At 47.5% G+C, this 19090-nt stretch carries 12 protein-coding genes; 6 read left to right on the top strand and 6 right to left on the bottom strand.

From position 1 onward, the window contains the following. Nucleotides 1-172: 172 nt before the first annotated feature. Entirely contained in the window at nt 173-1324 is a 1152-nt protein-coding gene (locus tag AB9N12_RS13295) for an IS4 family transposase (protein ID WP_369888970.1), read from the top strand. A 139-nt stretch (nt 1325-1463) separates the two neighbouring features. On the opposite strand, the gene AB9N12_RS13290 is transcribed toward AB9N12_RS13295, so the two are convergent. After that, nucleotides 1464-3671, bottom strand: coding sequence for a DUF5686 family protein (locus AB9N12_RS13290; protein WP_369892504.1), 2208 nt, complete (start codon nt 3669-3671; stop codon nt 1464-1466). Between the two features lie 202 nt (nt 3672-3873). Between AB9N12_RS13290 and AB9N12_RS13285 the strand changes: the two genes are divergently transcribed. From AB9N12_RS13285 to AB9N12_RS13265, 5 genes are all read left to right on the top strand, one after another. Next, a complete protein-coding gene (locus tag AB9N12_RS13285) occupies nt 3874-5061 on the top strand; it encodes a substrate-binding domain-containing protein (protein WP_369892503.1) in 1188 nt (395 codons plus the stop codon). 181 nt (nt 5062-5242) lie between these two features. Continuing rightward, complete coding sequence (locus tag AB9N12_RS13280) at nt 5243-7582, top strand: TonB-dependent receptor (RefSeq protein WP_369892502.1); 2340 nt, start codon at nt 5243-5245, stop codon at nt 7580-7582. Between the two features lie 4 nt (nt 7583-7586). Further along, a complete protein-coding gene (locus AB9N12_RS13275; RefSeq protein ID WP_369892501.1) occupies nt 7587-8870 on the top strand; it encodes a hypothetical protein in 1284 nt (427 codons plus the stop codon). Between the two features lie 17 nt (nt 8871-8887). Then, nucleotides 8888-10216, top strand: coding sequence for a hypothetical protein (locus tag AB9N12_RS13270; RefSeq protein ID WP_369892500.1), 1329 nt, complete (start codon nt 8888-8890; stop codon nt 10214-10216). 69 nt (nt 10217-10285) lie between these two features. Further along, complete coding sequence (locus AB9N12_RS13265) at nt 10286-11377, top strand: DUF4876 domain-containing protein (protein WP_369892499.1); 1092 nt, start codon at nt 10286-10288, stop codon at nt 11375-11377. Between the two features lie 148 nt (nt 11378-11525). On the opposite strand, the gene AB9N12_RS13260 is transcribed toward AB9N12_RS13265, so the two are convergent. The 5 genes from AB9N12_RS13260 to AB9N12_RS13240 form a co-directional block, all read right to left on the bottom strand. Then, nucleotides 11526-12986 (bottom strand): metallophosphoesterase, encoded by a 1461-nt coding sequence (locus tag AB9N12_RS13260; RefSeq protein ID WP_369892498.1) that lies wholly within the window; start codon nt 12984-12986, stop codon nt 11526-11528. Between the two features lie 65 nt (nt 12987-13051). Next, entirely contained in the window at nt 13052-15373 is a 2322-nt protein-coding gene (locus AB9N12_RS13255) for a family 20 glycosylhydrolase (protein WP_369892497.1), read from the bottom strand. 14 nt (nt 15374-15387) lie between these two features. Further along, on the bottom strand, nt 15388-16992 hold the full coding sequence (locus tag AB9N12_RS13250; protein WP_369892496.1) for a trehalase family glycosidase: 1605 nt from the start codon (nt 16990-16992) through the stop codon (nt 15388-15390). 21 nt (nt 16993-17013) lie between these two features. After that, nucleotides 17014-18147 carry an alkaline phosphatase gene (locus AB9N12_RS13245; protein WP_369892886.1) on the bottom strand — a complete coding sequence of 378 codons (1134 nt, stop codon included), beginning with the start codon at nt 18145-18147 and terminating at the stop codon, nt 17014-17016. A 64-nt stretch (nt 18148-18211) separates the two neighbouring features. Beyond that, complete coding sequence (locus AB9N12_RS13240) at nt 18212-19078, bottom strand: endonuclease/exonuclease/phosphatase family protein (RefSeq protein WP_369892495.1); 867 nt, start codon at nt 19076-19078, stop codon at nt 18212-18214. Nucleotides 19079-19090 lie beyond the last annotated feature (12 nt).

The following is a 19090-nucleotide window of genomic DNA, read 5'->3' as shown; positions in this document are numbered from 1 at the left end:
TATAAATCGGGCGCAAAGGTAGAAATATTTTCTTGACTGACAAAAGAATGGCAGAAGAAAAGAGAATTAGACCCAATATTGTCCTAAATAAATTGGGGGAACAAATAAAAAGGAAGTAGAACTAAGGTAAAATGACTACCTTAGTAGCGAGCTACCAACTCATCTACTTCCTATGGCAAATATAACACTTTTCGCACAGGTAATATCACATCTCCCGAAAGAAAATATCAGGAAAATCATAAAATCTTCGGGGTCAGACAAGCATTGTAAGGGCTACAATACATGGAGTCAGTTTGTTAGCATGATTTTCAGCCAATTCTCAGGATGTGATTCAGTCAGAGATATCTCAAACGGGCTGAAATCAGCCACCGGCAACCTCAATCATTTGGGAATCAACCGTGCACCATCCAAGTCAACGGTAGCATATCAGAACGCCAACCGAGACAGTTCGGTTTTTCGCGGCATATTCTACTCGTTGTTTCAGTATTTCGGACAGCAAGCCCTATGGCAACGAAGAAAGTTCCGTTTCAAGATGCCGATAAAACTGCTCGACTCCACATTGGTGTCATTGACTCTGTCAATATATGACTGGGCACATTACACTACCACCAAGGGGGCGGTCAAGATGCACACGCTATTGGACTATGACAGTCTTTTGCCGGAGTTCGTGAATATCACCGATGGCAAAACCACCGACAACAAAGCTGCTTTTGATATTGAGTTACATCCGTATAGTATTGTAGTAGCCGACCGAGGCTACTGTGACTACTCATTGCTGAATAATTGGGACAGCAGCAACGTGTTCTTTGTAGTGCGTCATAAAGACAATATCCGGTACAAAGCCATAGAGGAGTTGCCTTTGCCTGAAAAACACGCTCAGAATGTACTTATTGACGAAATAATCGAGTTCGAACTCTCGGCGGCCAAATCCAAATATCCCAAACGTTTACGTCGCATCGCAGTATGGAACGATGAACACGGTTTTGAAATTGAGTTACTCACAAACAACTTCACATTGGCAGCATCAAGCATAGCGGCTCTGTACAAGGCTCGGTGGAACATAGAAATCTTCTTTCGCAACCTCAAGCAACTGCTACGCATCAAGAGCTTTATCGGCACATCCCGCAATGCCGTAGAGACCCAAATATGGACTGCTATGACTACAATGCTGATTCTGACATGGCTAAAGCACATCGCAAGATACAAATGGGCATTGGCTAACCTTGTGGTCACCCTCCGGCTGAACACATTTACCAAAATCGACCTCCAAAAATGGCTTGATCAACCATTTACACCACCTCCCGAAACCATCGAAAACGATTAGGGGGGATTGATTTTGAACTCTCGAGGCTATACTTAACAGTATAGTCAGTTAGCTCATGCTCAAAATTTATTTAGGACAATATTGAATTAGACCCCATATTATCTACATACCATTCGAAAAACAACCGGAACGAAGAAAACTATCGGTTAAACAACTCAAACGTGAACTTACAGCCTACTCCACCGAATTTCCAGTTTTCACTGCTCACAAAAACTCCCACATCAAAAATATGCGTACCGATGCCATATCCCACTTCCAGATAAGGCTGAAGGTGCGGCATAGAGAGGGCACTGATATAAATACGTTCATTCTGCACGTAACGGGTGTACTTCATCAGATGCCGGAGAATGAGGAACGGAGCTTCGTAGGTGAAATGCCCCCGTACATAACGGCGGGAGGAGTTGTACCAACGGGAGTCAAGCACCTGAAATACTCCGCCGATTTCATCATTCCACCCTACGGGAAGGTTATGGCGGGAGAAATTGACGAAGTCCACAAAATACAACTCATCCTGATTGGTAAATGCTCCGAATCCGAAACGATAATAAATGTTACGCATCAATCCCATCCGGATTCGATGTTGAAGGTCAAACTCGATTCGTTCATATTCGCCCGTACTCTTGAACACTCCTTTAATGCCCCGTTCATAATCGACCGAGAAAGTCGGGTATAAAGAACGAAGGTTAATCTTTCGCTTCCCGTTCATATAATAATAGAGTCCCGGAGTCCACTCTATCCGAAGGCGGGGAGCGAAACTGATATAAGTGTTCTTGAATTTATCCATAAATTCCGGAGGCGGCATCGGATAGTCACCGGTGATCACAAAACGGGAAGGTTCTACGGCTGCTCTTTTATGGGCAGAGAAACCCAGCCCGATGTCCAGCCCGTTGACTACCTCAACGGTATGTTGGAAATTGAAATACAAGTCCTTGAAATAATCCAGATGAATTAAATCGAAATTGAAGATGCTGTCGGGCATGGCTTTCAGTTCGTCCAGCACCCTACTGCTATAAATACGGTTACCGTTACCCACATTCAACCGGAAGAATCCCCGTTTCTGCGGCCAGTATTCAAAGTCGGCATTCAGTGACCAGTAGAACTCCTTACGGGTAAAGTTGTATCCGAACTTAGGTACAATACGAAGTAATTTATCTCCTCTGAAGATACGGTTGTAACGGAAATCCTGCCGATAGGACAAACCGTTGCTTCCGCTATAGCTGAATAAGAGCGGATTTATAAAGGGAGAGAACCGTACGCTTCCGATATGGGACAAATTGAGTTTATAATCTTCTATCATCAAATCGCCCATCGTTCCCCAGAAGGCATGACTCTTGGATTGCTTTTGTACCGTTGCCGTATCACGTCTGAGCATATAGTCACGGTATAGTTTTTTCTCGCTTTCATCCAGAGGAATCGGCCGCATGATAGCAAAGGTAGAGGCATCTGTCTTATAGGCATTCGTATCACACTGTAAAGAAAAAGACTCCGAAAGATTATATTTCCTTTTTTCTTTCTTGCGCACCTTTTTTTCTTTCAGCTCGATCGACTTATAATCCAAAGAAGCGGTATAATTGCCATGCACCTTATTTCCGAGAAATCTGAAAAGAGCATCTACGTCATAGCGCACCGGCAGGAATTCATTTTTCTTGCCTACATCTCCCATCTTAATCCAACAGGTAAATGTAATCAGTTCCGATCTTCCTGAAAAACGAATTTCACGAACACTCCAGACGTTACTGCTGACCAGCATATACCCACCCACCAACTGGTCACTCTTGGTGCGGGGAATAAAGCGAACCCGATAATCCGGATTGTTAGGATCTCCCATCACGCTGTCTATCCGGTACTTATAGTATTTCTGTCCGTTCTTAGCCAGCGGCGATAACAGGCGTTCATCATTCAGCAGGGAGGAAGAGTAGATATTCACATTAAAGTATTCGAGCAAACCCGGCAATCCGCTGTTTCCCCTCACTGTTCCCTGAGAGGCTTTTACTTTCTGATCATAAATATTGGGGGCAGTATAATGGAGGTCGCTGTATGTTTCAAGCAGATATTCACGGACTCCCTTTTGCAAACGGAACATGGAAGGTACATAACGGAGAATAAAATTCTTTTTCCGGATATCCATCTTACCTTTTATATATAGGTTCGCACGATAATCGCTTACGATTGTTTCATACAAAGGTGCAAAAGTCATTACACATTTCATGATGGAGTCGGCAGAGATTTCCCGGTAGGTATAAGGATGCATTACATAATTATTGGCTGCCCCCTTTGGAATAAAAGAGAACAGACACCACATGCATCCTATCAATATTTTATCTCTCAATCGTCGTATCTCCTTCATTAACGTAGGCAAATATAGAAAAGAATATCGAAAAGCAAGGAAAGTGAGACACTAAAAAGAGTTATCGGAAAAAAACTTCATACAGGATGAATAGATGACGGTAGATTATGAATGATAAAATATCAGACATTTATTAGGAATGTACAAATAGAAATCTTATATTTGTATAATCAAAACAAACATCTTTATGTAACCGATAACCATGATTAGACTGATATTACTCACCGACTTCACAGAAACTTTTTCGTATAATTTGCTAAAAGGCATACTCGCCTATTCAAAGAGCCATGATCCATGGGTAGTTTGTCGAATGCCACCTTCCTATAAAAACAAACATGGCATAAAAGGAGTGTTAAAATGGGCAAAAGCTTGGCAAGCAGATGCCATTATCGGAAGATTTGACGATGATGATAATGTAGATCTATTTCGTGAGAATGGTATCATTGCTTTAGCGCAAGACTACAAATCGAGGTTCAACAATATTCCTAATATCACTGGCAATTACCGCGCAACAGGAAAAATGGCGGCAGAATTCTTTCTAAGCAAAGGATTTCAGCATTTTGCGTTCTATGGTTATCGAGATGCCGTATGGTCGCAAGAACGCTGTGAAGGTTTCTACGAATGTATATCCACCCATGGCTTAAGCAGTAACTTTTATGTATATCAGGAGCAGTCGTTGGATGACTTATGGTTTTATGAATCTCCCCCCTTGCTTACATGGCTGAAATCGTTGCCAAAACCAACAGCACTCATGGCATGTGATGATAATCAGGGAAATCGCATCACAGAGGTCTGCCGTGTAAACAATATCAGAGTGCCGGACCAAATAGCGATATTAGGAGTTGACAATGACGACATCATATGTAATCTCTCCGAACCTCCTTTGTCCAGCATCAACCATAACATCGTAAGAGGTGGATTCGAGGCTGCCGCAATGATCGATCGCTTATTAAATGATGAAGAAAGAAACTGTCGGGACGTAGTGTTGCAACCGGTAAATGTTGTAAACCGACAATCAACAGATTTCTATTCGACGACCGATATACACATTCACACAGCTTTGACCTACATTCATCAGAATCTGGCTTCTGAAATTACTGTATCGGATATTGTCAGACAAGTGCCGTTATCACGCCGTTTGCTGGAAATCCGTTTTAAACAAGTGACCAAACAATCCATCCATAAATACATCTTCAATCTTAGAATGGAACGCTTTGCGCAGATGTTACTGGCCAGCGATGCCCCTATCGCAGATGTGGCGGAACAAATTGGAATCAGTAATTTTAAGAACTTGTCCCGCCAATTCAAAGCTTTAAAAAACGTCTCTCCCAATGAATATAGAAAAGAACACCGGATGATGAACTGTATTATCGGTGAATCAATCGGGTAAGGCTCAGTCTGTGATCCACCATCGCTACGGGGTCATTTCGCCATTCAATCATAAAGTTTTTTCTTAGTTATTGTTTTTCAAACAAATACCTACATATCGGTATTGTTCAGTTTTCTAAAGCGACTTAACTTTGCCACCCAATTAATAATCTCCAACCAAAGGAATGATAAACAGAAAAAAAATGATTTTTATGAAAGGTGTAGCGGTACTGCTATGCCTATTGGCAGGAGGAGTGTTCTTTTCCTCCTTTGCCCAATCCAGTACGGATCTGAATATCCGGATCTGGGAAGAAGGAACCACGATCCCCGTGTCGGGGGCAACCGTCCAACTCGGTAAAGTAAGATATGGTACAGATGCTCTGGGGCGATGTAAAGTGCCCTACGACGGTTCCGGAACGATTGTTCTCTCAGTCAGATCCATCGGTTTCAAACAGATTCAGTCGAAAGCATTTAAAGTCAATGGCGAGTCTTTGACAATCTACATGGAAGCCGATGTGAATGCACTTGAGGGTGTATCCGTATATGGACAGAAAAGAAATACTTCCGTATTGCAACAGACTTCGATCATCAATGCCAAGGAACTTGAAAAGGGATCGTCCCTTTCGCTTTCCCAGTTGTTGGAAAAGGTACCGGGGGTAAGCAGTATCAGTTCGGGAAACTCCATCGGTAAACCGGTGATACAAGGGATGCACAGTAGCCGTATTCTGCTTGTGAGCAACGGGGTGCGTCTCGAGAGTCAAAGCTGGGGCATCGACCATGCTCCCGAAATAGACCATACGGGTTCGAGCAGTATCGAGGTAATCAAAGGCGCCGAGTCCATCCGCTATGGCTACGGTGCGGTAGGAGGCGTGGTACTCCTTAACCAGGCGCAACTCCCTTACGGGCATGACAAATTCAAACTCACCGGCACGGTGAATACAGGCTATTCCACCAATGCGCGGGCATACGATGGCGCAGGTACCATCAACATGGGGTACAAACGGATGGGAGCCAGGGTACATGCCATGTATCAGCGGGCGGGTGACTACTCCACGGCGGCATACAGGTTGAACAACACAGGCTATAAGAACATCAGTTTCTCCGGCATGTTAGGTTATCAGGACAACAAGGTGACAGCCACCCTGGAAGCGAGTCTTTATTATTCGCGGGCAGGAATCTACTACGGAAGCAAGTTATCCGATATCGACCAACTCCTGGCGCGTTTCGAGATAGGCCGGCCCGAGGAAAATACCATCCGCCCTTTTTCATACCGCATGGAACCTCCTTTCCAGCAGACCCAGCATGCCACATTCAAGGGTGACCTGAGTTGGAACATCTCCCACTCACACAATCTCCTGCTACGTGCCTCTTTGCAGAAAAACCTCAGGCAGGAGTTTGAAAACAGAAAGCAGGTACGCTACAGTTGGCTCCCCATGCAAGATCTCCGGTTGACCACCTATAATGTCGAACTGATATGGAATGCCAATTGGAGGAAGAACATGACCTCGCAGGTGGGTTTGTCTACCATGCATCAGGTGAACTATAATATCCCGGGCACCAAGCAACCCGCGTTTATTCCCAACTTCGCCGCACTGACCACAGGCTTTTTCTTGCTTCATAAAATGACATTCGACAAACTGATCTGCTCTGCCGGCATGCGCTACGACATACGTGGACTGGACGTAAACGGTTACACCAGCTTGTCGAGCTTCAAATACTACAATGCCTTTAAAGTGTATAGCAACTTCACCGGAAACGTGGCCGCCTACTACCAATTCAACGAGAACCTCGATGTACGACTCAATGTGGGATGGGCCTGGAGGCCACCCGATGTGAACGAGTTATATGCCTGCGGCCTTCATCACGGCTCATATTGGGTGGTGGGGAACAACGAGCTGACCAGCGAACGCGGATACAAGTCGGTTTTGGGAGGACGTTACCACACCTCGTGGTTCGCTTTGGAGCCAAGCCTGTTCTACCAACAGATAACCAATTACATATACGACAACATAGGCTCGGGGGCAGACCGTTTTCACAATCACCCCAGCGGGAAATACCCGAAATTCATCTACGGGCAAGACAATGCACGCATAACGGGAGGCGACATGGTGGTCACCGTCGAACCCATCCAAAATCTGCGTGCAGCAGCCAAAGGCGAATGGCTTTTCGCACGTAACCTGAGTCAGGACAACTGGCTCCCATTCATGCCATCAGACAGGTATACGCTTTCAGGCGAGTATATGAAGGCAGTGGGCAAGAGACGTAAATGGGAATTGACTGCCTCGCTCGAAGGACTGTTTGTCACGAAGCAAAGACGCTTTGACCCCATCAAGGATCTCGTCCCCGAATCACCGCCTGCCTATTTCCTGCTGAGCGGCTCGCTGGAAGCAAGCACCGAACTGGAGCATGGTCGCCGTTTGAAAGTGACGCTACTGGGCGACAATATACTGAACAAACTGTACAAAGAGTATACGGATCGATTCCGCTATTACGCCCACGAGCAAGGAGCCAAATTCACACTAAAAACCATATTTACCTTTTAATGAAATGAAACAGCTTAAGACCATATACCTATTCGCCATAGCAACAGTCACGATGATGTACGGTTGCTCGGCAGAGAAAATGGAAGATTTGTTGAGACCCTTGGTAAAAGCTCCGGGATCAACAATCGAACGGAACGTGAAAGGGCATGAGCAAATATACTCTGTACAGGCCATTCTCCGCCTCGCGCTGAAAAGCCAAGACAGACAGTCGTACGTAGCATACGAACTGTCAAACATCATAGACCCGCCCGTTCCCATCTTTCAACAGATAGACATCAACAAGGACGATGATGGACGGATCACCATTACCTCAGGAAGAAAGAATTTTGATGTCGTGAAATCGAAGGATTATTACTATGCCTTGGAACTCCGGTACTACGACCTTAACGGCAAACTGATCAACCACCAGTTTTCCACTTACGACAAGGATGACTCTGACGGTTCTACCATACTGCATCATCAACACTTCTTCACTTTGCAAAATTATTCACTCACAGGGGAATATTTGGTATATCCCATGACATTGGACAGCCTGTACTACGATGCCTTTACTTTTAAAGACAACGGCAAGGGAGAGCGCGTGGAAAGCACCATCGTGTCGCCCAACAATGTGTATGTACAGACTGATGGCGAGGCAGTGGACAAAGTAAAGTATGAGAAGGGATTGGCGCAAGAAGCGGTGGAGCGATCGACCACAAAGAAGGCGCAAGAGATTTTCACCTACCCAAAAACCGGGAAACGATACAAACTGTACAAAGCATTGAATTCCAAAGAACTTGATGAAAAGGTTCGGGATATATTCCAATACGTATATAGAGACACGGACCCTGTGGAAGAGTATTTGGGAAACCATGTAAAGGGCGTGGACGACTTGGGCCGGCATCGTATAGGAAAGCCCGTACAGTTGCTCCAGCAGAAAAGAGACCTCAATACAAAAGCCAAACAAGATTATCTGGGATTTAAAGGGATACTGAATTTCAACATGAGCAATGTAACGTTCCAGATGCGTATCTGTATCGCGCACATGATCACTGACACCGAAAAATACATCAGCGGAAGCAATGTGAAGGGAAAGCTGCACGAGCACGATGAAATATCTCCTGCTTGGAACAGCTATGACATAGACTATCCATTGGCATTCCGCATCATGGGGGATGCCGATGGAGACCCGGCAACATTCGTGGAGGATGTAAGGAGAGTCTATCCCGAAGCAGATGGAGAGAAACTGCTTCAAATGTTCGGAAAAGATCCCGAATGGTTCAGACGCATCCCAACTGTTATTTTCTAATATTTAAACGATTTCTTATGAGATATTTAACACATATACTACAAGGCTTGTGCATTGCCGCAACGGTGTGCTCACTGTCCTCCTGCAACGAATTCATATTCGGCAATGTCGGCATAAGCGATGAAGAGAATCCTTTACTGCAAAAGAAGACACCCCGATCGGGTGCCGAAATCTATTATGGGGATGAAGAGGGACAACACACGCTGCCCATCGACAAAAATGCAGTGGTGAACAACCCCGACCCCAATGGTGCCTTTGCCGATTGGTACACTTGTCTCGTCATGATGAAAGAGGGGCACAGCCACTATTATGAAATGATGCATGGGAACCCGGTTTACACACGAAAAGTGTGGCGGCAGGAACAGTTTGCCGAAGTGAGAAACACCTCATCGGGGATGCCAGAAGTACGCATGGACAGAAAAAGCATCCGGAATTTCCTCGAAGAGCAACGCAACGAGGAGGGACCTGAATACTTCAGACTCATCGGCGGAATATCCCGGATGTGGGGATGTTGCCTATACTTCTACGACAAAGAAGGGAAATTCCTGAACGACAGCATATTGAAACACTCCGACCAATACCAGATATTCTTCAGCATCAGCGACACCGATGACAAAGGGAAACCTTATAAGGTGAAGGATGTGAGGTACAGGGAAGGAATGCCCGATGAAGGAGCGATAGATGGCGTGGAAGCAGAATTCTTCAAAGGGAAAGACAGCTTTGAGCAACGCCGCGAAGTGACCGAACAGATCTTCCAATATACCTACCGGGACACTTGGACGCATGCCGACATGGGAGACGGAGCACGCAACCTGTTCAACATCAAACTACTCCCGCCCCTTGGAAAGAAGGACATATACGATGCCTCCACCAATGATAAAGATTGTGTAGGACTGAAGGGGCATTTCCACTTCGACTTTCTGGGAGAGATAGGACTCGATAAACGCCCGTGGCCTTTAAAACTGAGCGAGAACGTATTTGGTGACCGTACCTATACTCGGCCGACATACCTGTTGCCGCACTTTTATCTTGCGGTAAGGGTGATGAAATGTGACAAACAAAAGAAAGCCGTAGTCCCTGCACCGGAAGGAGCCCAGAGCGGCAAAATATGTGCTCCGTTCCATGCACCGGCATCTGAATCGGAATGGAAGGAAATCATACGCTTCAATATCCCCATCAAGATATTCTGCTCATCATTCGACAGTGACCCAACCCGAAGCGACCCCTATGAACCTTTTTATTATCACATAGCCCGGGAAATAATGCTATCGCCGGAAGAGACTTACGAAGCAGTGATTGGCGGAGGCACCGATGGAGGCATGGGATATGACTCATGGTTCTTGTAAAGCTGATATGAGAGAGCAAGATGTAACAATTCACTAATCGATAACAAACAATCAATAAAAACAAACGGAATGAATCAGAGATTTACTAAATTCATGTGCAGTGCACTCTGCGCAACGGTATTTACCTTTGTGGGATGTAATAACGGAGAAGAACCCACGCCAGCCGATTCGGAAAAGAAATTGGATCACCTTATCTTCGAAGAGATATGCTACACGGGAACCTGGAAAATCTGGGAGGGAGCAGGTAAATTGGGCGAGCAGCCGTATAAAGAGGACCAGTACCTCAAAATCACCAACCCCACCGAACAAACCTTGTTTCTCGATGGATTGGGATTACTTAACACCTACTTTGTCACCGACCAATTACACGAATTAGCCAATGGTACCGATTTTCGGGATACACACATCGGTACCGAAACTCTGCTCAGATTTCCCGGGAATGTAGGCGAGAACCGGCTACCCATTGCCCCCGGCCAATCGGTGTATATAGCCAGAGTGGCATTTAACCACACAGTCGACCCAACGCCATCCTCCGGTGACGGAGAGGATGACAATGACGAAGGCTTCTTCATGTGGAATAAAAACTCTTACAACCTGTCCGATGTGGATTTTGAATGGGGAACCAAGGAACAGATAGAGAACGATGGCATGTTTCCCGAAAACCCCGATGTACCCAATATGGTCTCCGTTTATCCTCCGAATTCAGAGGAGTTACCTTATCTCATACCCAAATATGGTGCCGTGGCACTTATCAAAATACCGGCAGAAGTTACAAACGAGCAGTTGCTGAATGACCCCCAATACAAATGGGACACGACTTGGATCGACAGTGAAAAGATAGGTCGGAGCATTCCCGGAACACGCCAAGATCCCGAACACGAGCACAATTCGGGAACCATACAAATCCTGAAAATCCCCAATGAATGGGTGATAGACGCAGTGCAAATATCCTCACAGGCCGAATATGCGTGGAATGTGGTATCCGAGAAACTGGATAAGGGATTTACAGGCGTTTACATATCGGAGGCAGACTTGAAGAGCAGGCCTAAAGACTATGCCGAAAAAGCACTCTTCCGCAAACATGATGGAAAGAAATTTGTCGACAACAATAACTCCTCCGAAGATTTTGAAGTCAGAACGGCTTCCAAGGCAGAGAAATAAGACGGGTTCTACGAGTGTATAGCCGCTCACAGATTCACCGGAAATTTCCACATGTATCGAGAGCAATGGCTGGACGATCCCAGGTTTTGCAATCGGTAAATATAGTCAATCGGTGGCCGAAGATTTCTACTCGGCCACCGATGACACATCAATCCGGTAAGAAGAGCATACCTGCCGGCAACACGGTCTCCGGGATGTTGCGACCGGAATAGCCGACTTCCAGTTCTTCACCCATATAATCTTCAAAATAGAGCAGCTCCAGGTGATGATATCCCTGTTCAAGAGCGACCTTCCCCTCGGCACGGCGGGCGCTGTGTCCGCCATCGTTGTCCACAACCTGTTTGCCATCGATACGAAGCACGGAACCGTCATCGGAATAGGTATAGAATCGGTAGACACCCCGCTCGGGAATGTGGATCAAGGTGCGGAAACGATAAGCGAAATGGTCGGCAAGGGCAGCCTCTTTGATGGAGAAACCGGGCATTTCACCTTTCTTTACCGGGGTACATCCGTCGATGTCAGCCACCTTCCGGCAGTTGCCTTCGTAATAAGTATAGCTCACCCCGGGGCGTTTCCCGGCAGGGGCTTTCACAGCCGGCAGATAGGTCATGCCACGCTCCTCTTCAGAATTCAGACCGGAGGGATAATAATAAGAGGTTTCGCGTCCGGCGGCAGTCGCAATCCAAGTATCAAACTTAAACCGGTTTTCATACATACGGATGATGCGCGCACCGCGAACCAGTGACCCGTAGGCATCGGCACCGGTCACCCGTCCGTAGCCCAACAGAATGCCTTTATTAATACCTAAATAATCATTGTCGTGATCGTGTCCCGCGAATATTCCCATCACATCTTTCATCTCGAGAAACGAAGCGAACATGCCCGAATTGATGTTGGAAGAAGCCACTCCCCCCTCCTTGTCATTGCCATACGTTTTTCCGTCGCCCCTGATTTCGTTATATTCAAGCAACGGAATATGGAAAAAAGCCAATGCAGGCAAGGGTTTACCCCCGTTGGCCGCAGTAAATTCCCCGCTTTGTTTCCGATACCAGGCCACTTGGTCGAAATGTATCCAATCGTAGGCGCCATACAGTTTGTTCGGCTGATAATCATTAGAGTCGATGCAATAGAGCAGCGACTTGACGGCAGTCTGCCGATCCGAATCGAAAATGGGAATGACACAGTTGCCACATCCCCCTATTCCTTCCGGTCCTTTGGCTCCCGCATAATAGGGGGATTGCAGCAGGAAGTCGTAAATTTCGTTCTTGGTCAGATACTCCGCATCGTGATTACCCATTGTCACCACAAAAGGGATTTTGGCCTCGCTGAAGATGCTTACCACCTCTTTCCAGCCCTGAAGAGCGGGGTCGGCAGTGACCACATCACCGGTCAGTATGGCAATATCCGGGCACTCCGCCGTCAATACGGCACGGATGGTAGCAGCGGTTTCAGCGCATCGGCCCGATTGAGGCGTCCAATGCAGATCGGTAAACTGAGCAACGGTAAACGCTCCTTTCTTAAAGGCAAACCGATGCTGTGACTGTGCCCGCATCCGGATAGGGAGTATCATACATACTCCTAAAAGCAATAATGTAATGTTCTTTTTCATTCTTATCTATTTAATTTGTTAAAAAAGAGGGTACAATCAGCTCCCGATCGCGCCCTCTCCTTTTCTTAATAAATCTCAATTTCATCGAGGGCAATCCGGCTCGGATTACCTTCGCCATAATATCCCTTATAAGGAGCATCCGACACAAAGACCAGACGGAGATACCGGGCGGTAGTACCCGGCAAGGAGAGTGCTACGGGGAAACGGGTAGCCTCCGTTGGTGTATAGTCGTAATTGAATGCCCGGCTTTTCACCGGAGTAAAAGCCACCCTGTCCGATGAAGCAAGGACTTCCAGCCCGCGGACGGGCCAAAGCCGGTCGTAAGGACGCCACAGAGAAGCGAATGCCACTTTCGTTACGGGCATTTCCCTGCCTAAATCGATTGTCACTTCAACGGTGTCTTTATCATAGATCGACCAACGGCGCAAGTCCCGCGCATATCCCCGTACCCCATCCGTCAGACCGGTGCCACGATTGACCTTTTCCTCCGGCACGGGTCGTGATTCGTAAGAAACTCCCGTAGCCTTATTGACGGCAAACGATTTTCGGGTGACTTTTCCCAACGGTTTACCATCTCGATAGGCAGCCGCATAAAGGGTGGCATCCGCCGACAGCTCCACCGGCTCTCCGTAACGTAAAGAGGCGACGGGAGACACCGCCGAATCACTCAGCGAATAATAGATTTCAGCATCGGGAGCATAGGTTCGCAGTGTCACCTCATATCGGTTCTGATTGGTATTCCAAGCTCCGGCAAAGTGAACCTCATAGAAATTCCGGCAGGCATTGACTCCACGGCGGTCCAGCCGTCCGAACTCTTTGTCCAGCCGACGGGAGAATTTCTCAAAATTCTTATGCCGGGGTTGGGTCCACTGCACCTCAGCCATGGCAAGCAGACGGGGAAAAGCCATGTACTCAAAATATTCGGGTGTCGGGATATATTCTCCCCAAATGTTCGCCTGTGTACCGATGATGTACGACTGCTCTTCAGCGTTCAATGCCGATGGAAGCGGGTTATACCCATATACACTGTCCAACGGAAGGAAACTTCCAATGGCAAGCGGTGCAAACTCGGGACTCTCCTGATAGTGGTCGAAATAACACCAATCGCCCGGTGTCATGATCACTTTATGTCTCTGACGGGCCGCCTCAATGCCTCCGGCTTCACCGCGCCAAGACATTACAGTGGCATTGGGAGCCAGTCCCCCCTCCAGAATCTCGTCCCATCCGATGATGTCGCGTCCCTTACTGTTGACAAACCGCTCCATGCGATGGATAAACCGGCTCTGCAACGCCTCCTCGTCCTTCAGCCCTTCCCGCTTCATCAGAGCCTGGCAATGCTCACACTTTTTCCATGCTTTCTTGGGGCATTCATCGCCCCCGATATGGATGTAGTGGCTCGGGAAAAGTTCCATGACCTCTGTCAACACATCTTCCAGAAAAGTGAAAGTGTTCTCTTTGGGGCAATAGACTTCATCAAACACATCGAAGTAGTCGCGCACCACATACGTCTTTCCCAATCCGCAGGAGAGTTCCGGATATGCAGCCAAGGCGGCGGAGGAGTGTCCGGGCATCTCTATTTCAGGGATGACGGTGATAAAACGATCGGCAGCGTATGCCACAATCTCTCTGATTTCTTCCTGCGTGTAGTATCCGTGCCGTTCTTTATCGTCAAAACGACGCGGATGGTAATAATCGCTGTGACCGATCTGCGTCCGGCTACGGCGCGAACCGACTTCTACCAGATTCGGGTATTTCTTGATTTCAATCCTCCATCCCTGATCGTCCGTCAGATGGAAATGAAACTTATTCAGTTTGTACACCGCCATCAAATCCAGAAACTTCAGCACCTCTTCCTTGGGCAGGAAGTTACGCCCCACATCCATCATGGCTCCCCGGTGCGGAAAGCGGGGCGCATCCGTAATGCTGAGCGCAGGTATTTCAATGGGAGTTTTCCACTGCACAGCGGCATTGCATATTTCTACCGGCATCAACTGCAACAGCGACTGAACGGCATAGAACAGCCCGGCTCCCGTAGCATTAGAGCGGGCAGTGATGCCATCAGCGGTAACTTCCAACATATAAGCTTCGTCCGCCATCGTGCTGTCGGTTCGGAAAGTGATGGCAGCCTGTTCGGTGAGTGCCACCCGCTTAAGAGATACGGCAGTGTTCTTTAAGGCATCTGCCAGATAGCGGAACACTTTCAGCGGAGCCTCACCGTCGGGCAGGGATATGGTTGTTTCACCCTGTAGGGTGTAGCTGCCCCCCGTTATCTTCACTTCATTGGGCAGGGGGATGATGGGGCAATCCGCCTGTTCAACCTGTTGCCCGCCTCCGCAAGCGAAGAGGCAAAGTGACAAAAAGCCCATCCGACATATCTTCCTTATCATATTGTATACAAGAATTAATAGGTATGCTTACCGGGAGTAACCTGAATCTTTTTCTCTTTCTCACCGTAACGTACCAGCAATTCAAACGCCACATTCGTATCTACCGTAATGCGGGGTTCATCGGTAGCGGAACGACGGGCTGCCGCCTTGAGGGTGATCATGCCATCGGGACCGAAGGGATATCGCTCGATGCCGTTGGCTTCCGTCAGGTTCAAATCCCAAGCGATTTGTTGCTTGGCATAGTCTCCTTGGATACCAATAATAAACTCAATGAGCTCGGCAATGGGTGGAAGCCCCGCCCAACCGACAAACTCCTTGCGAGCCATAAAGCCCGGTTCGGCACTTTCGGGAGCATAATATTCCCAGAAGGTTCCGGTCTTTTTATAGACTTGCAACACTTGACCGTAATGGTTGAGTGCAATCTCCCGCGCCATCTTCCGATAGCCCTTTCTCATCAGTCCCCGCATGACCATATAGTTCGTTCCGGGCCAGATTCCTCCTTGCCAATAGCGTCCATTCGCTTTATATTTGGGATTATCGGCAGAGAGTGATGGTACACGGAATTCGCGTTTGAAGGTGGTGGGATTGTCCAGCTCTCTCACCAAGCAATCCATTCGGACAGTGTCAAGCACATTGGTATATAAGGCCCAGAAAGCACCGATGCCTTTGGTTTGGCAAAGGCTGCCATCGGCATACCGGTCATACAGGAATCCGCTTTTTTCATCCCACAGATTCTCCCGGATGTATTTTTCCAACATCTGTGCCTCGGTCTCCAAATCTTCAATCTCCTGCCAGCGTTCCAGGTAGAATCCCATTTCCAGCAGGAGGTTGGCGGTGAAGAGTTGTTGCAGATTGGTATCCAACCAAATCATATGGCCGTGGCTATAGATCGGATTGTATTGGGAGGGCACGCGCGGCATGTTGTCCATACCTGTCCCCCAACCGCTGGACCAATAAGTGCCGTTTCGCCAAGTGCGGTTGAGTTTAAGCCATTTGTAATATCCGCAAAGCACGGGGAATATTTTGTGCAGACGTTCCGTGTCACCAAACTGATGATAATAGACCATCTCGCACCAAGGCATCAGGTTCGGTCCTGTACTGGTGGGATCGTATCGTTCGAAACAGTCTGCACCGTCCGCCTTGATCTCCCGACAGATAAAGCCATCGGGATGTTGCTTGGCATAGAAGTTATCCAGTGTACGCTGGAAAGGAAAGAAACGGGCGCCGTAACGGGCGAACATCAGGATAAATGAAGAATCCCACATGAAGATATTTCCATTGTACGCCGTATCGAGGTAACTCGATACGAAACCCGATCCGGGTTGGGGAGCACGAATGTTTCCAATAGCTATTTCCCATGCCCTCCAGTACATTTCAAGCTCTTTCGCATGCCCCGCCCAAATGGGATTAGGCAATATTTGCCGGGCTTCCGCGAAACTCTTTGGTTTTATCGTCTCCGGTTTGGCCACGCGATACTCATTCTCAGTGACTAAAGGCTCCTTGATATATGTGTTTTTATAAGGTAGCTTATAATTGCCCGGCGTATCATTGTTCTGGGCATTCAGGACAGTTAGCGGGGAACAGGTTATCAAGCCGGTGATTAGGATATGTTTCAGCATGGGAAATAGTTGTTTATGTATTTATAGACCGAGTAATTTCTTTATTTTTCCGCAAATGGCAGTATTCTCATAAATACCGGTGAATTCTTCGGCTCCGGGACCAAAGGCATAGACCGGAACCATCACGCCACTATGGCCGCCTGTAGAGAACTTACACACAATCTTACCCTCGTTCAAGTCACCGTCTATCAGCGTAAGTCCACCGGTTTCATGGTCGGCTGTCACTATCACTAACGTCTCTCCATCTTCGGCAGCCCATTTATAGATAGCGCCAATCGTACGGTCGAAGTCATGCGTTTCCTGCATCAACAAGTCAAGGTCGTTAAAGTGTCCGTAATCGTCCAACTGTGATCCTTCTATCATCATGAAGAAGCCATTCTTGTTCTGATTCAACAACTCAATGCCTTTCAGCGAAGCGCGCGCGAGGAGGTCACCGCGTTCTGCCGGAAGCGGGGTATCTACCGGATAAGGAACAGCAAAGACCTTTCCGCTCTTTATGGCTACCAATTCCTCCCAACTGCGAGGAGTCTGATAACCATTGGCACGCAGTTCCTCAAACAGATTGCGACCGTCTGCGCGATTCTCGAAAAGCTTGGCGCCACCGCCAAAAGCGTAATCCACGCCACAATTCACATAATCCGTCACAATCTCCGCTTCGGCATCCCTATCTTTATTGTGACAACAGAAGTCGGCAGGAGTCGCATCCCAAAGACGGCAGGTCACTGCTATGCCTGTTGACTTGCCTTTTGCGGCAGCATAATCCACCAACGATTTCAAGGGACGCCCTTCCGTATCTACCCCTACGGCATGATAATTGGTCTTGTGCCCGGTGGCCAACGCAGTACCACCCGCCCCGGAATCTGTAACCAGTTTATCGGAGCAATAAGTTTTGGAAAGCCCAACGGCCTGGCAATTATCCAGGTACAACTTTCCACGGTTGGCAGTCCATGCCGAATAAACGTGCATGAGACTCATGCCGTCCCCTATCATCAAAATTACATTTTTGACTTTCTTTCCTTTCGGCGGCGCTATCTTGGTTACTTCATACGGATGGTCCAACACATACGTTTGTTCCTTATCACGACGCTCTTGCGCAAATACACAGGCCGGCAATAACGCAACGGTCCATACTGCCAATATGCAGCCTTTCCACATATTCTTCATGGTTATTGTTTTTATCATTAGCTATCAAAGAAATACTTTATACGATTTAAGCCCCTTATTCAACTGTCACAAGAACGGGTGCATGGTCTGACAGGAAAGAGTCATTCTCCGTTTCGGCCAACACGCCATATTTAAGCACCTTGAACCCATTGCCAACGAATATATAGTCGATCAACGAACGATTCCGATAAGGAATCCTTCCGAAATCATGGAAACTCCATGCCGGACCGTAAACAACAGGCGCCAACAGACGAGCATCCGTCAGATGCTTCGGATTAGCAGGATCAGTCACGTGCCTGATAACATCCGAATCCGGCTCCGAGTTGAAATCTCCCGTGACAATCACCGGTAGTCCGCCACTCAATTGACTCACTCTGTCCAGTATGAGGCTGACTCCTTCGCGTCGCGCCACGACACCCACATGATCCAGATGAGTGTTCAAAGCAAAAAAGTCCTTGCCGGAGGTCCTATCTTTCAGTTTCGCCCATGAAGCGATACGCTCGCAAGCGCCATCCCATCCTTTAGAGCCGGGAATCTCGGGCGTTTCACTCAACCAGAAAGAGCCCGAATCGAGCAAATCGAAACGGTGCCTCTTATACCAAAGAGCGCTATATTCCCCTTTCTCCTTTCCGTCCTCACGCCCTACGCCTACGACTTCGTACTCCGGCAGGCGTTGCTTGAGGTCTCCCAGCTGGTTATGCAACACCTCCTGTGTTCCCAGCACATCTACATCATAGAAAAGAATGGCAGTGGCGGCACGCTCTTTTCGGAATTCCCAATTATCCAGACTGTCTTCGGGATTATCATAACGTATGTTGAACGACATCACGTTGATAGGTTCAGATACTACAGTCTGCTTCTGTTTCACCTCACCGCATGACGCAGCGAAAATCAATACAGATAAAAAAGCTATTTTTTTCATGGTTGATATGAG

Origin of the sequence: Bacteroides sp. AN502(2024) (assembly GCF_041227145.1) — a bacterium.
In the GTDB taxonomy this organism is placed as follows: Bacteria; Bacteroidota; Bacteroidia; order Bacteroidales; family Bacteroidaceae; genus Bacteroides.
This window is presented reverse-complemented; position numbering and strand designations above follow the sequence as displayed.